Below are 15484 nucleotides of genomic sequence, written 5' to 3' on the forward strand. Positions count from 1 at the left end.
CTCTCGCACCTGCTGTAGAGCAATACCTACACTTCCGTCAGCTCAAGCTGCAAGGCATTGCCGAATTGGAGCGCGCCAAGCGTATAGCCGGCATAGATCGGCTCCATCGTCTCAAAGAGCTTCTCGCATTGATCCAGGTTACGCGCAGCTTGGCGATATAGCCGCACAAGGCTGCGGAGCTGCTCGGTCGTATACGTCTTCCCTTCAATGCGGAAATGGTTTACGCCAGCCTCATGCAGCTCTCTCAAGAACGGCATGAAGCACAGCTCCTTCGATAGAGCCAAGTGATTGCGACCCGTTGCATCGCGATATACCGGATTCTCGCCTTTATCGGTGAGGAGCACAAGATAGCGATTATCGACATGCTTGTTGTCCTCCTGCGAGATCGGCTCCATCTCTTCTGCATTCGCATATAAGTCATGCTCAAGATACATCACGATTGGTGAGCCATGAACGATAACTTCTGTTGGAATCTCCGGATGACGCAGCAGCTTCGTCAAGTCATGAAGCGGAAGCTCAATCGACGGATTAATACGCTCGATGCCAAAGTGCTTCTGATAGAACGAAGCCGATGCATAGTTGTAGATATTCAAGTTGAAATCTGCGACCATCGGCAGCTCAAGATGACGGAACTTGTGAAGCGCTCCAATATTTGATACAAGCAGGCCATCCAGGCCATAGTTGTTATTCGCTTTGCCTTCCGACAAGAAATGATGGTACTGCTCCATATGAAGCTCGTTCATCATTCGAGGGGTGCCAAGAATGATCTGCGCATCCCCTTTTACTGCCGTTAAAGCTTCAATATCATCGCGGCCGAATGGATGATCAGGCTGGAACACGTCTCCTGCTAGATAGATCGTGCCCGCGCCTACTTCTAATGCAGCACGCGCCTGTTCGACATTGTTGACATGAACCGTGATTTGAGGAATTTCTTTATTCGGTACGTCACGTTTGGCTTGCTGAAGAGAGTCCTTCACTTGAAGTATGCGATCTTCCTTCATTTCACGCTCAGCCGTAGGTGTGCTGAACACCTTGCCCGTACTATAAAATTTGCCTGTACCCTCATAACGGCGATTAATAAAGTCTAGACCCGGCTTGCCAAAAGCATAAGCCGTCGAGAAGTCGCGCTTGCGGTTCTCATACAGTGTATCGGAGCCTTCCTCTCGGTTATAGGCAAGCGGATCTGCAATGTAGCGGTCGATCGCATCTCCATAAGAATTAACAACCATAAGCAAGAACTCGATATCTCTCATGCGGCCTTCAATTTTAAAAGAGGTGATACCCGATTTGATGAGCTCTGGAATGTGCTCATACATATACATATCTTTTGCAGCGAGCGGGTATTCTGTAGGATAGACATTGCCGTCTTTCTTTACGCGATAATCCCAGCGGCAAGGCTTCATGCAGCGCCCGCGGTTTGCGCTGTTGCCGAACAGCATCGAGCTGTAAAAGCAGTTGGCGCCGTGAACCGTACACATATCACCGTGAACAAAGTACTCGAACTCCATGCCGCTCTTTGCCTGCAGCACCTCAGCTGTCTTCAGGTCCATTTCACGGGATGCGACAATGCGGGTTACTCCCATCTCTTTAACGGCTTCAATCATCTCTAGATTGTGCACGTTCATCATAACCGAGGAATGAACCGGAATATTGGTATAATTCATCTCTTGAATCAAAGGGAATACAGCCATATCCTGTGCAATGATTGCATCAGGACCCACCTCATTCAAGAAGGCAAAGTAGCGTTTTGCTTCCTCCAAGTCCTCTTCATTCAGCATGTTGTTCACTGTAATATAGGCACGCTTCCCGCGATCGTGAGCAAGCTGAACTGCTTCTCTTACCTCATCGTAGCTTAAGTTGTAGCCTTTTCGCATCATGCGCATGTTCAGGGATGGCCCCCCGAAATATACGGCATCACAGTTTGCGTCAATTACTGATTTAAATATTTCGAACGTACCGGCTGGAGCCAACAGCTCCACTTCTTTTCCGTTAAAATATCGCGCCACAGTCCGTTCCCCCTAGTCCGTTAAAAATTGATATATTTAATTGTAACATATTTCACAATATTTGTGATGACATTCACAAAATGTTTGAACTCTCCTAGTATGCAGATATCTATGCTCGATATCAAAGCATGTAGGCGAGTCCATTAGCATTTATTTTATCAAATGGCCCAAGGTGTCTTTATAGGACAATCATCATAGACAACAGGATAACGAACAACAGCACAAACACCGTGTCTAGGACTGACCACTGCAAGGTTCGAAGAGAGGTCCGCTTTGCGTCTAAGACGTAACCTCTCGCTTCCATTGCCATTACAAGTTCCTCCGCCCGTCGGAACGCGCCGACCGTTACCGGCACCATAAGTGTAAGCAGCATTTTAGCCTTTTCGATTAGCTTCAAGTCCTGGTAATCTGCTCCGCGAGAAGCCTGTGCCTTCAAAAGCTTCTCAGCCTCTTGGAAGATAGTCGGTATAAAACGAAGCGAAATCGTAATCATCATCGTCCAGGACTGTGCAGATACCCCAATAATGGACAGAGGCTTAAGCGCCGATTCCAATCCTAAATTCAGCTCAATTGGCGTCGTCGTAAACGTCAGGATCGAGGTGAACGAGATCAGGAGAAACATCCGCCATGCTGCATATAGGCCGAGAAGCACACCTTCGCTTGTAATCCGAAAGCTCCCCCATTGCAGCCATATGTCTCCTCCATGCTCAAACAAGGTATAGAACAAAAACATGAAGGCCATAAGCGGCCACAGCGGCTTAGCAGCGCGTATATATCGAGTTAGCGGTACTCGGGAGCTGAGGAGGACAATTACCGCGAATGCCGTAAGGATACTTAGCTCCAATCCGCGAGACGCCAAGATTACCGCTATCAAAAACAGAACCATTGCGCCTAGCTTCGCTCTTGGGTCCAAGCGATGAATCCATGAATCCGCCGCCACGTAGCGTCCCATCACCATTCTGGCCTGCATGTTCTACCCCTCCTCTCCTGTATGGACTGTCTGCACCGCTTTAGCTGCGGATTCTTGATGTTTGAAGCCAGCAGCTGCAGGAGCTTCCTCACGGTCCGTGTGCAACGATTGCTCCGCTTTCTCGTTGACAGCCCCCTTCAAAACATCCAGCTCACACAGCCAGTCGACCCATTCCTCGAGATGGCAAGGCATCTCCCTTGCTGGAATCCCTGTCTTCCTGCTCGCTTCAAGTGCTAAAGTCATCACAGCGGGCTCAATGATGCCTGCTTCGGCTAAGCGTTCCGGTGCATCCATTAACTGCTCCTTGGACCCGACGAACGTCACGGTTCCTTCCTTCATCAGCACAAACTGATCCGCATAGCAAAATACTTCATCCAAGCGATGCGTAACCATCACAACCGTTCGGCCTTCCTCTCGTCTTAGCCTCTGAAGCAGCTCGATCAGCTCCTTTCGGCTTACAGGATCAAGCGTAGCTGTGGGTTCATCCAGCACCAGCAGCTCTGGCTTCGAGGCAAGCACCGTGGCAATGGCTACCTTGCGGATCTGGCCACCAGACAGCTCGAATGGACTTCGCTCTAAGAGCTCAGCAGGCAGCCCAACCTCAGCTAATGCTGTTCTTGCTGCCTCGCGCGCCTCCTCTTGCGAGCTCCCAAATTGGATCGGGCCGAACATCAAGTCTTTTTCCACGGTCTCCTCGAACAGCTGCTGCTCTGGAAATTGGAACACGAGCCCGACACGGCTCCGGAGTCCCTTGAGCCCCTTTTTCTTCTGTCCTGCTTCAAAGATAATATCGAGCACTTGAATTTGGCCCTCTGTCGGCTGATAGATGCCATTAAAATGTTGAAGCAAAGTAGACTTCCCCGATCCGGTAGACCCTAAGATTGCATAGAACTGTCCAGGCTCTAGTTCGAGGTTGACGTCTTTTAATGCATAGGGCCTCCCCTTATCATCATCACGATATTGATAATGCAAATTTCTCGTGGTTATGATGGCCATAAGACGTTCACCAACTCTCTCTCATCTTCCATCGGCTCGATAGCAAAGCCCTTCTTGTGTAAAGCCATCGTTAGCGCAAGTGCAAAGGGCGGCACGAGCTTGCACTCATAAGCAAGCTCCTCCTGCTCGAACAGCTCCATAGGCGTCATATCTGCCGCAACTTGCCCATTCTTGATGACGATGGCCCGTTCAGATGCCAAAATTTCCTCTGCATCATGCGTTACGGAGATAATCGTCATATTACGCTCCTGATGCAGCCTCTTCAATTGAACCATCATCGACTGCTTTGAGCGCTCATCAAGCATGGAGGTCGCTTCATCCCAGATCATAATATCCGGCTTAAGCACCAATAGTCCTGCAATGGCAACACGCTGCTTTTGACCTCCGGATAACGAAGCCGGATGGCGGTCAAGCCATTCTACAATGCCAAGCTCGTGTGCAACCTCCTCAATCCGCGCGATCATTTCGTCTCTAGGAATGGCCCGGTTCTCAAGGCCAAACGCAATATCATCCCTCACCGTGGTCGCGATAAACTGATTATCAGGATTCTGAAAGAGATAGCCGACACGCTTTCTGACATCGTGGATATGCTCATTCGCAACAGGCAGATCGTGAACCGATATTTTCCCCGAGGCAGGTCTTAGCAGACCATTAATCAGCTTGACCAATGTGGATTTCCCTGCTCCATTAGGACCGACAATGGACACCCATTGCCCTTGTTCAATATGTAAACATAGATCATGGAATAATGCTTCTTGCTTCGGATAATGAAAGGCGATATGTTCCATCCGAATCATAAGGAACCCCCTCCCTCAGGCGAGTGGAATTTCACGCTCATACATGCGGAGAAAACCTCTATTCAGGCCATTCATCAAGGAACGGCCCGCATATAGAGGCAATGTTGTCGTTCATATGAACGCTGGCTTCAACCAAGTACGAAGCGTTTGCATTCTATTATGCGCTAAATAAGCAGAAACGCCCAGCACGTCTTGCGACGATCGGCGTTTCTTCATCGTGTCTGTCTATAGCTTAGATGTTTATCTTAATACGTATCAGGGACAAATGGTTCGAACAGCGACTGTTTGGACAGCGCTTGAACCACATATTTGACTGCAATTCCAATAAAGATCCCCGTAACCACTCCTAGCAGCATGAGTGGCGGCAGATAATAGAAGATCTTGCCTGTCTTGAAGACCATGACCGCAGCCGTAAGCTGACCGGCATTATGGGCAACCCCTCCAACGACACTGATGCCGATTAGGCTTATTCTGCCCCGACCGATCTTCATTAACCCATACATAACGACAAAGCTGAAGATGGCACCCAAGAAGCTGAACAGGAATGCGGAAAATGTGCCTAGGATCAGCGATGTGATGACGGTCTTAAGGATGATTAGAGCGAAAGCGTCGCGGCCTCTTAAAAAGTACAGGCAGGTCAACACCATAACATTTGCAAGGCCAAGCTTTGCTCCAGGTACGGCAAAAGGAAGCGGAATAAAAGATTCAATAATGCCTAAAACGACCGCTACTGCGCTGAATATGGCAATAATAACGGTCTTTTTTAGACGCAAGGAAGAATCATTCAGGTTATCCGACGACGGCATCGAGATCCCCCTCCTCCCCGCTAGGACTTACAATCTCAACGAGCACGCGGTGCGGCAGGCATACGATCGTATCTCCATTGCGTGACACAAAGCCAAAGGTTAAGCATACTTTATCCGGACAGTCGGCATCGATCATTTCGATCCCGCCATCATGAACCTTAAGCAGGTTATAGTGGCCATCAGCCGTTTCAACCTTAATCTCCTGCTCTTTATCCGAAAGCTCAACGGACTTGTAGTGCTCGCCATTTACCGTTATGACTGCAACGAGGTTATCCCCTTTGTGCAAATTTTCACTTGTATTTTGGAACAGCCATTTTGGAACCATAAACGCTAATGCAGCGACAATAACGACGCCAATCAGGATGATATCTCCACGCTTCATAGGGTTTGACTCCTTGCATTAAAAATAAATAGGAAACTTTTGAAGTATTGCCTTTGCCATTATACAACTTTGTGAACATTGGTTCAATCTTCGCACATGCGGTTAACGTGTCATTCCCGTGAACACTTGATCCATTTCTTGACAATGGAATCAACAGCATGATTCGAATCCTTTTCAATCTTATCACATAACTGCTATAATTATATGCTTGTTAGCAATACTAAGGTAAGTGATCTTTTTTACACGGAGGAACCATGCATGAAGCAACATCGAACGAGCTCCATACGACGACTAAGTGCTGCTCTTATTGTGGCAATATCCGTAGTCCTTCTATTCAGTGGATGTGCAAGTAAATCGAACTCTCAAGAAGCAACCCCCAGCGCCCCTACTATAAAACAGGAATCATTCTTTATTTTTGATACGATTGTGACCGTTAAAATATACGATTCACGCGCGACCGACCAGGATTTTAAAAATATAAAAGGCCTCATGGAGACCATTGATAAGCAAATGAGCCGTACTCGTGAAGGCAGTGAGCTATACAACTTGAATCAGCATGCTGGTCAAGGACCATTTAAGGTGTCTGACGAAGTGTTCGGCATTATTGAGACGGCATTGGATTACGCAGAGAAGACCCACGGACGCTTTGAGCCTACAATCGGTCCGCTTGTGGATCTGTGGAACATCGGCAATGAGAAAGCCAGAGTTCCATCACAGGCAGAGATTGATGAGAAGCTTAAGCTTGTCGGATATGACATGGTGAAGCTCGACAAGGATAACCTTACTGTAGAGCTTGAGAAGCCTGGCATGGTCGTTGACCTTGGCAGTATCGCTAAGGGCTATGCAGCTGATGTCATCGCTAATTATGTGACGGAGCAAGGATATAAGAGCGCCATTATCGACCTTGGCGGCAATATCTTCGCTGTGGGCGACAAGCCGGGTGGGCTGGATTGGACCGTTGGGATTCAAGACCCTGATGAGACCCGCGGCAATCAGATCGGGCAGGCCAAGGTTAAGAATAAGACCATCGTAACTTCTGGTGTGTACGAGCGTTACTTTGTGAAAAATGGCAAGCACTATCATCATATTCTAGACCCTAAGACAGGCTATCCGGTTGAGAACAATCTGAACAGTGTGTCGATTGTGACAGATAAGTCCACGGATGCCGATGCGCTATCCACTTCCTTATTCTCATTAGGCTTGGAAGATGGCCTCAAGTTCATTGAGACCAAGCCGGAAGCGGAAGCAATCTTTATTACGACAGACCATAAAGTGTATACCAGCTCTGGCGTAAGAAAATACTTTGAGCTGACGAACGACCAGTATAAATTCGTAGAATAAGGTTTAGAAGCCCTTGGTAGCACTCTTTTTATGAGTCAATACCTAGGGCTTTTTTCATTTTCGTTCAGATTAAAAGTCTGTCCAGATCCCCTTTCATCCGGTTAAGTAGAGGAAATATGTCAAGGCTGTGAAGTGCCAATAACCTCCTGACCAATGAGAGCCATTTTCATTTACGCTAAAACGAAAGCTATTGTATACTTAAGAGGCATTATTAACATTGATCAAAGGATGGAACATGCCTTGAACCTAACGGAACTTATTTCTCTGATTTCTGATGGCAGATGGCTAGATTTGCTGGAGCAGTACCGTTCACTCGGTCCTTTGCCCGGTATTCTATTAACATTTATGAAGTCTTTTGTTCCACCCCTGCCTACCCTTGTGCTTGTTGGCGGCAATGCTGCAGTATACGGATTCTGGCTCGGCTTTCTATACTCGTGGGTTGGGCTTATTGCAGGTTGTATGGTGACGTTCCTTGTCGTGCGTAAGCTTGCCAGCTCCGCTTATGTGAAGCGATGGTCCTCTCGTCCTAAGGTGAAGCGAAGCCTCACTTGGGCGCGCCGCAATGCATTCAGCTTTGTATTTCTATTAAGCATCCTTCCTGTCGGCCCCTTCGTGATGGTCAATATGGCGGCAGGCGCAGTTCAGATGTCGGTTCGCTCCTTCTTTATCGCTGCTGGAATGGGAAAGGCCTTAATGGTACTGATCGTATCGTATATTGGCTATGACCTGACCCGCTTCGCCGAGCGTCCTATCGAGCTCGTGTATGTCGTGCTGCTTATTGCAGGATCACTCTGGCTGAGCAAGTGGCTGGAGAAGCGATTTACGCAGGATGAACCTGAATATGAGGAAGTTGGCACTAGTAAGCAGGTTAATGTCGACATATAATCGATGTTTTTCATCACCAATGATCATGGAGAGTCACAACATAAAAATGCATAGATAATTAGAAAAAGCGGAACGATGGAAGGAATCCCTTCTACGTTCCGCTTTTGTATCTTTTGCCACTATCTTAATCCATTCCATAAATGGAACCGGATTGGCTGCCATACAGCTCCCCGTATACCTTTTCGGCATAGGCGTCCGTCATCCCGGAGATGTAATCCGCCACAAATCTTGCCCAGCTCCAATGACGCTTGTGCTGCTCATAATTCTCTATCCAATCCGGCGGAATGATAAGTTTTCCATACTCTGGCTGAATGAAGCTATCCCACATCCGTTTAATCATAATCTCGCTTCGCATCTGCAGGCGCTGCACGCGGAAATCCTTGATCAAGGTCACCCATGCGAGCTTCTTCAGAATCTCCATTGTACGCAGCAGCTCGATGTCCTGCTTGCCCTCACGCACGAAGGTGACCTTTTTCCACCCTAATTGAGGATCATCGATGATGCCGATCTGCATGGCAAAGTTGCTCACGGAGCGCGCCTTCATCTCTCTTCTTGCACGAGAGGCCTCACGCCCGCTTGCTTGAAACACCTCTTCCCACTGCTCCAAATATTGCTCAAACACCTTGACCACCTTGGCGCGAATATCGATCTGGTCCCAATGAAGGGCCGAATTGCCGCCGTCACAGACGATCTCCTGCACAACGTGATCGATTAAGCGAGGATCTTCAAAGAAGGTCGGATTCATCTGAATCTTGGCTGCTCGAATGCCATCTTCGATATCATGGGTCGAATAGGCGATATCATCGCATAGATCCATCAGCTGGGCTTCAAGCGTCGGAGCCTCTTTCGGCATTCTCCACTTCTCGCGCAGCTCCTCAATCGCCTCCCACTCTGAGGCATATACTCCCTTTAAGCGTCCAGGCTCTTCTAGATTGAATGGATATTTATTAATGGCGAGCAGAACCGCAGCGGTAAGATCTAAACCATTGCCGCTTTCCGCACGCTTCTCTAGAAACATTAGAATGCGGAAGTTCTGTGCATTTCCTTCGTATTGAAGTCCGTAATGTTCTCCAAGAAGACGATTCAGCACTTCCTCTCCGCGATGGCCGAATGGCGGGTGGCCTAGATCGTGGGCCAAGGCCGCACACTCTACCACCGCAGCATCCATCATAAGTCCAGGATGCTCTGCCTTCATAAGGAAGGGATACTGCTTAGGCAGCTTTCTTGCTACCTCTCTTGCAATCTGCGATACCTCTATGGAGTGCGTCAGTCGTGTTCGGTAATAATCTCCCGATCCTGCTCCGAATACCTGAGACTTTCCTTGAAGCCTGCGGAAGGCTGGTGATTGAATCAGTCTTGCATAATCGCGCTCGACCTCATCGCGCTCCTCACTATAGGTGTTGGAGGATTCATTGAGCCTAAGTTTGCGTAGATCCACCGTGATTCCCCCTCTATGCCGTTCTATCGTTATAAATACTCGGGTCCACTATTTATGTACCCTTAATTATAGGTACTCATACCTGACATGGAAAGAGGCGATCCCCTGTATGGACTTGTACTATGTCTATACGATTACTTTAAATAGAAGCCTTTATTATTGTGAAACGTCATTGCAGATGATGAGAAGATCTTTTCGAGGACATTCAAAGATGAGTGAATGCGTGCGTAAAGAGGTACGTTTTATCGCCAAATTGAATGCTGGTTTTGTCTAAAGATATAACCTATTACCTGCTATTATGGTAAAAAGACCATCACCCTGTACGAGCACAGGATGATGGTCTGCTATACGTCATTTACATATCACAATCATTTAACATCCACACAAGCCCCTTATAAAGGTAGATCTTTACCGGAGCCGATCAAACGAATCATTTCTTGATTAGATCAAAGATAGACCGGATGCCGTTACGATGCGGTGATAGAAGTGGCCTTGTCCAACCACATCGGCCTCCGGTGGAGATTGGAATTTGAACGGCAGGCGCTCGGCCTCAAGCTCCTCCAAACGCTCAATCCTTCCTTCCACCCAGTCCATCAGACGATCCTCTGCCGACTGCAAGCGGGCAAGCACACCGCCATATCGAATGTCCATCACTTCCCAGCCAAATGGCTTATTCGTTGTCATCCAGAGCTTGCGATGCGCCTTGCGCGTCTCATCCACGAGCTCACGCACATGAGGGACGAGTTCGCCTGCAAGCCCCTTCATCGCTTCTTTGTCCTTCGCAAGATAAGCCTGTGTCACCTGAAGGCCAAGCGTCGTCTTCTTCGCAAGGACTGCTGACAGCTTTACATACAGATCGAATACAAGCTTGTGATCGCCTGTTGCCTGCTCATAAGCATCCATCAAGCGAGCCGCCATCTTGGCATAATGATCAGCCAGCTGCTTTCCGAGCTCACCTTCTACATGCTTATCGTACAATCCGATCATCGTATCCTGCCAGAGCAGGAACTTCGAGGAGTTGGAGCTGTGCATGTTGTCCTTCGTCACGCCAGGTGTCTCATCCATATAGGTCAGTTCCCAATAATCATCGAAGGATTGTCCTGTACAGATCGCAAAGCGTGCCTTCATCCGCTCTTGATCGACTTCGCCTGGCGTATAGCCATGCTCGGCAAACAGCTGCAAGCCTGGAAGCATGGTTAAATGGTTCGTTTCTTGCCCGTTGTCGCCCCATGCGGTTGCGAATACTTCACGAATGCCGTGCTTCTTGCAGGCCATAAGGGCCGGGTTCGTATTGTGCCACGTCTTGCCATAGTTCGGGCTCATAATCCCCCAGATCCATACGCCGCCTGCAAAGATTGGATCGGAACCCAGCTTGCGATGGCGTTCAATATTAATCTCATAAGAACGCTGCTCCGTCGCATAGTAGTCCCAGTAGACAAAGTCTACCCCCTTCGGAATCTGTGCAACAGCATCGGACGAGATGCCGTCTCCTTCGATTGCTTGTCCGTCTGAGCCTTCCTTCAATAGATGGAAGTACATATCACTCCACATCATCGGCTTCATGCCAAAGCGATTCGTGATCTCCAACACCCGGTTCAAATGCTCGTTCATGATGTCAAAGCGATGACGGAATCCATTTTTGATCAGATATCGGCCCAGACCCAAAGCAAAGGCTTCGTCCATTCCAATATGAATGCGCTTCGTGCGAAGTGATTCAGCTGCAACCTTAACCATCTGCTCAATCAATACATACGTATCTTCATACCCTACCAACAGAATGTCTTCTGCATCGCGAAGCTCCATCATCGGATCCCACTTCAACGCATGTGCCAGATGTCCAAGTGTCTGGATGCACGCAACGACCTCGATGCCGAACTGATGCGCATAATCATCGATCTCGTGCAGTTCCTCTGCGGTATAACGCCCCCTCATATATCCGAAATATGGGCGCTCCTTAATCTCATACGTATCCTCGGTATAGAGCATGAAGCCATTCAAGCCCATAAGCGCCATCGCGCGAAGCATCTGCTTGACAAGACTCATGTTCGGCACCGCGTTGCGCGAAGCATCTATCATTGTTCCGTTATAGCTGAACTGAGGCGTTTCTGTAACGGTACCTTCTTTTCCTTCACGAATCTGTTCCAGCAGCAGGCCTAAGGCGCGGAAGAAATGAATCTTTTCCTCATAGCGGATGGAGCCCTGTCCCTCTTTCCACGTCACCTGAATATCTCCCGGTGCTTGCTCTACAGCAACCGAGATCCCGTTAGGATCAATCTCTATGCCAAGCTGTTCCCGAAGCTCTTGAAGCCCGGACAACAAGCCATCTATGTCACCTTGAAAATGAATGTTCATGTTAGTCCCTCCTAGGAAGTAAAGCGCTTACGCTGCGCTGATATTTTTAGTTTATCATATTTACGCCTTATCTTTGTGCATAATAGTTCACAATTGTAGGATTATCGTTCACATAGGCCGAAAACATGTTACATATGTAGGTATATTATTGGACATTTCCATGCAAAGAGCATACCTATTCATATCGATATGTGGTGTGCTCATTGCTCTTTACGATCTAAAATAATGGACTGTCCTCAATGATTTCTGCCTCCGTCAAACATGTCGCAGCGTATATTGACACCCTAGTATTTTTTACAAAAATCTAAAACAAGAGTTTGACATTTTATGGCACAATATGGTTCTATAAAAAAGTCAGCACGCTATACTACGTAAAGGCACAAAAATTTCATAAATGGAGGATGGAGAAGTGGAAGGGACTTTGAATGCAAACCGCACCCAACCCCTCGATGAGGGACCAAAGTACAAAGCTCTGCCTATTTTAATTTCTCTCTTGATCAGCGGCTTTGTCGGCATGTTCAGTGAGACCGCACTGAACATAGCCATCAGCGATTTGCTTGTAGTGCTTCATATTACGCCATCGACGGCACAATGGCTGACGACTGGCTTTCTTCTGACCTTGGGTATTCTAGTACCTGTATCTGGACTTATTCTGCAGTGGTTTACGACCCGCCAGCTGTTTATCGCCTCACTTTCTTTCTCCATCATGGGAACATTAATCGCTGCTCTTGCTGGCAGCTTTGAAGTGCTGATGACAGCGCGTGTGCTGCAAGCTATCGGCACAGGCATAATGATCCCGCTGATGTTCAACACGATCTTAATCATCTTTCCACCGGAAAAGCGCGGGGCAGCGATGGGTGTTATCGGCCTAGTCATGATGTTCGCACCTGCGATTGGGCCTACACTGGCAGGCCTGTTGATTGAGCACTTAACATGGCACTGGATATTCTGGATCTCCCTGCCTTGTCTTATATTTGGGTTGATTTTTGGCATATTGTTTATGAAAAATGTATCGACGATTACAAAGCCCCCAATCGATATGTATTCCATTGTCCTATCGACGATCGGCTTTGGCAGTATAGTGTTTGGATTCAGTAAAGCAGGGGAACCTGAGACTGGATGGGGAAGCTCTATCGTAATTGCTTCACTCGTCATTGGAGGTGTTGCACTCCTCTTGTTCGTGCTTCGGCAGTTAAGCATGGAGAAGCCCATGATGAACTTAAGCGTGTTCAAGTACCCAATGTTTGTGGTTGGCCTTGTGATGATTCTTCTATGCATGATGATCATCCTGTCCACCATGCTTATCCTGCCGCTGTATTTGCAGAATGGCCGAGGGCTTACTCCGCTAGAAGCAGGCCTTGTTCTGCTTCCGGGCGGCATTCTGAACGGGCTCATGTCTCCCATTATGGGCTCCTTGTTTGATAAATATGGACCGAAGTGGCTCGTCATTCCTGGGCTCATCATCGCTGCTGTCGTACTTTGGTTTTTCTCGGGCGTCACCACGGCCTCGTCGCTTGCGCTGCTCATCGTGCTTCATTCAAGCCTGTTCATTGGCATCTCCATGATTATGATGCCTGCTCAAACCAACGGCTTGAACCAGCTGCCGCGCGAGTTGTATCCAGACGGCACCGCTGTGATGAATACGCTGCAGCAAGTTGCAGGAGCAGTGGGCACCGCTGTAGCGGTCAGCATTCTTTCGAACGGCATGACGGATTATATGCGTACTTCTGTTAATCCGCTGGACCCGCTAGAAGGCATCAAAGCCTTTACCCTTGGCGCCCAGCATTCCTTCTTATTCGGCATGACAATCGCAATTATCGGGCTTGCTACAGCCTTCTTTATCCGCCGAGTACGTGTCGATAAACAGGCTGCACAGCAGCTCTAATAGAAGTCATTTTTGATAGCCCTGCATGGCAGCATGCAGGGCCTTTTTCTTGTATTTCAACGCGTGTTTATCTAAATTACGCAACTATCATCGATGATTGGAAACTTGTGCATTATAATACGTATATCAACATCTAACCAAGAAGGGAAAATCGGCCTATATGTTTCAAGCCATCATCTTATTTCTATTTGCAGGAGTAGCTGAAATCGGCGGGGGATACCTGATCTGGCTGTGGCTAAGGGAAGGGAAACCTTTTTATTGGGGAATTACCGGCGGATTTATACTTGCTTTATATGGCGTAATTGCTACGCTGCAGTCCTTTCCTTCCTTTGGGAGAGTATACGCAGCTTATGGAGGCGTGTTTATTGTTCTATCTGTCTTGTGGGGCTGGGGAATTGATAAAAAGACACCTGATATGTATGACTGGATTGGAGCAGGAATCTGCATAGTGGGTGTATCTGTGATGCTATTAGCACCACGCCAATAATAGAAACGATAGGAACAAGCTTAGATCGAATGCACGATCTAGTGACATGCAAAAGAGGACGAGTCCCCTTGGACCCGTCCTTTATTTTCAACCGATATTCGCTTTCACTTTGCCCGATTTGCCCGGCGCAGCTTTTTGTTCCTCTGCAGCTGTTTTTGGCTCGTATTTTTTTAAATAAGCCAAGAAATAAGCCCCTGCCACGAATACAACCCCACCCGTTAAGTTCCCTAGCCATACGGGAACAAAGTTCGTCAGGTATTCTCCCCAAGAGTAATAGCCTTCAAAGATTGCGGCTGGAATGACAAACATGTTGGCCACAACGTGCTGGAAGCCGATCGCAACAAACGCCATCGTTGGGAACCAGATGCCTAGAATCTTGCCGCTGAAGCTCTTGGAACCGTAACTGAGCCATACTGCCAGGGCAACCAGCCAGTTGCAGCCTATCCCAGAGACAAAGGCTTGAAGAAAGGAGTCATGAATCTTATGGCCTGCGACATCAACCGTTTTCTCCAAAAAAGCGCCGCTTGCCGTCAAGCCTACAACATGTCCGAAGAAGTACGCAACAAACAGCGCACCAAGAAAGTTCGTAAGCGTGACGATAACAAGATTCTTGGCTACCTCGGCTGTCGTAATGCGCCCCTTCATGCGAGCGAGCGGAACAGCCATCATATTGCCTGTAAGGAGCTCCCCGCCTGCCAACAAGACAAGAATAAGTCCAACAGGGAACAGCGAAGCGCCCACAAAGCTCGTAAAGCTTCCCCACTCTGCTGGTGCTGAAGCAATAACCCGAATATACAATAAATAACCAAGTGCAATAAAGGCCCCCGCCAAGAAGCCGAGCACCGCTGTGGTCAACAATGGATTCCGCGCTTTAGCCACGCCGGTTTCGACCGTTGCTTCTGCAATTTGTTTTGGCTTCAAGTAACCTTCCATCCGACATCCTCCCCCTAGAATAGAACGATATATTTTCAGCTTAAATAACTAAAATCTTAAGTATTTTGGTTTGCAATCCTATTGTAACGGACACTGCGCACAGATTATGTGTAATAAATCACAATCTAATGTCCAAATAATTGTTTCATTCTCCTTGCCTCGTACTAACGAATCCAGCTCTATATAAGAACAAATCTTGAATGCGT

General features: G+C 47.9%; 13 protein-coding genes. 4 read left to right on the forward strand and 9 right to left on the reverse strand.

The window, feature by feature from the left end; genetic code table 11:
• Window positions 1–26: 26 nt before the first annotated feature.
• The 6 genes from I2H74_RS09830 to I2H74_RS09855 all read right to left on the reverse strand — a co-directional run bounded on the left by I2H74_RS09830 (window position 27) and on the right by I2H74_RS09855 (window position 5957).
• Window positions 27–2006 (reverse strand): peptidase U32 family protein, encoded by a 1980-nt coding sequence (locus I2H74_RS09830; RefSeq protein ID WP_195573783.1) that lies wholly within the window; start codon window positions 2004–2006, stop codon window positions 27–29.
• Between the two features lie 178 nt (window positions 2007–2184).
• Complete coding sequence (locus I2H74_RS09835; protein ID WP_195573784.1) at window positions 2185–2976, reverse strand: energy-coupling factor transporter transmembrane component T family protein; 792 nt, start codon at window positions 2974–2976, stop codon at window positions 2185–2187.
• A gap of 3 nt (window positions 2977–2979) precedes the next feature.
• On the reverse strand, window positions 2980–3972 hold the full coding sequence (locus tag I2H74_RS09840) for an ATP-binding cassette domain-containing protein (protein WP_195573785.1): 993 nt from the start codon (window positions 3970–3972) through the stop codon (window positions 2980–2982).
• Window positions 3960–4769 (reverse strand): energy-coupling factor transporter ATPase, encoded by an 810-nt coding sequence (locus tag I2H74_RS09845; protein WP_195573786.1) that lies wholly within the window; start codon window positions 4767–4769, stop codon window positions 3960–3962. Before I2H74_RS09845 ends, I2H74_RS09840 begins: the two co-directional genes overlap by 13 nt.
• Window positions 4770–5014: 245 nt before the next feature.
• Entirely contained in the window at window positions 5015–5575 is a 561-nt protein-coding gene (locus I2H74_RS09850; protein ID WP_195573787.1) for a Gx transporter family protein, read from the reverse strand.
• Entirely contained in the window at window positions 5559–5957 is a 399-nt protein-coding gene (locus I2H74_RS09855) for a NusG domain II-containing protein (RefSeq protein WP_195573788.1), read from the reverse strand. Before I2H74_RS09855 ends, I2H74_RS09850 begins: the two co-directional genes overlap by 17 nt.
• 258 nt (window positions 5958–6215) lie before the next feature.
• Here I2H74_RS09855 and I2H74_RS09860 point away from each other — a divergent pair, with 258 nt between their 5' ends.
• Both I2H74_RS09860 and I2H74_RS09865 read left to right on the forward strand, forming a co-directional pair.
• Complete coding sequence (locus I2H74_RS09860) at window positions 6216–7298, forward strand: FAD:protein FMN transferase (protein WP_195573789.1); 1083 nt, start codon at window positions 6216–6218, stop codon at window positions 7296–7298.
• A 240-nt stretch (window positions 7299–7538) separates the two neighbouring features.
• Window positions 7539–8183, forward strand: a complete 645-nt coding sequence (locus I2H74_RS09865) for a TVP38/TMEM64 family protein (RefSeq protein ID WP_229106539.1) — start codon at window positions 7539–7541, stop codon at window positions 8181–8183.
• Window positions 8184–8307: 124 nt separating this feature from the next.
• On the opposite strand, the gene I2H74_RS09870 is transcribed toward I2H74_RS09865, so the two are convergent.
• Entirely contained in the window at window positions 8308–9621 is a 1314-nt protein-coding gene (locus I2H74_RS09870) for a deoxyguanosinetriphosphate triphosphohydrolase family protein (protein ID WP_195573791.1), read from the reverse strand.
• Window positions 9622–10062: 441 nt separating this feature from the next.
• Window positions 10063–11973: a beta-N-acetylhexosaminidase gene (locus tag I2H74_RS09875; protein WP_195573792.1), complete on the reverse strand. Its 1911-nt coding sequence runs from the start codon at window positions 11971–11973 to the stop codon at window positions 10063–10065.
• 421 nt (window positions 11974–12394) lie between these two features.
• Here I2H74_RS09875 and I2H74_RS09880 point away from each other — a divergent pair, with 421 nt between their 5' ends.
• Both I2H74_RS09880 and I2H74_RS09885 read left to right on the forward strand, forming a co-directional pair.
• Complete coding sequence (locus I2H74_RS09880; protein ID WP_229106570.1) at window positions 12395–13858, forward strand: DHA2 family efflux MFS transporter permease subunit; 1464 nt, start codon at window positions 12395–12397, stop codon at window positions 13856–13858.
• A 160-nt stretch (window positions 13859–14018) separates the two neighbouring features.
• Window positions 14019–14345 carry a YnfA family protein gene (locus tag I2H74_RS09885; RefSeq protein ID WP_195573794.1) on the forward strand — a complete coding sequence of 109 codons (327 nt, stop codon included), beginning with the start codon at window positions 14019–14021 and terminating at the stop codon, window positions 14343–14345.
• Window positions 14346–14432: 87 nt separating this feature from the next.
• On the opposite strand, the gene I2H74_RS09890 is transcribed toward I2H74_RS09885, so the two are convergent.
• Window positions 14433–15278 (reverse strand): formate/nitrite transporter family protein, encoded by an 846-nt coding sequence (locus I2H74_RS09890; RefSeq protein WP_195573795.1) that lies wholly within the window; start codon window positions 15276–15278, stop codon window positions 14433–14435.
• Between the last annotated feature and the right edge of the window lie 206 nt (window positions 15279–15484).

It is taken from the genome of Paenibacillus sp. 1001270B_150601_E10 (assembly GCF_015558675.1).
In the GTDB taxonomy this organism is placed as follows: domain Bacteria; phylum Bacillota; class Bacilli; order Paenibacillales; family Paenibacillaceae; genus Paenibacillus_B.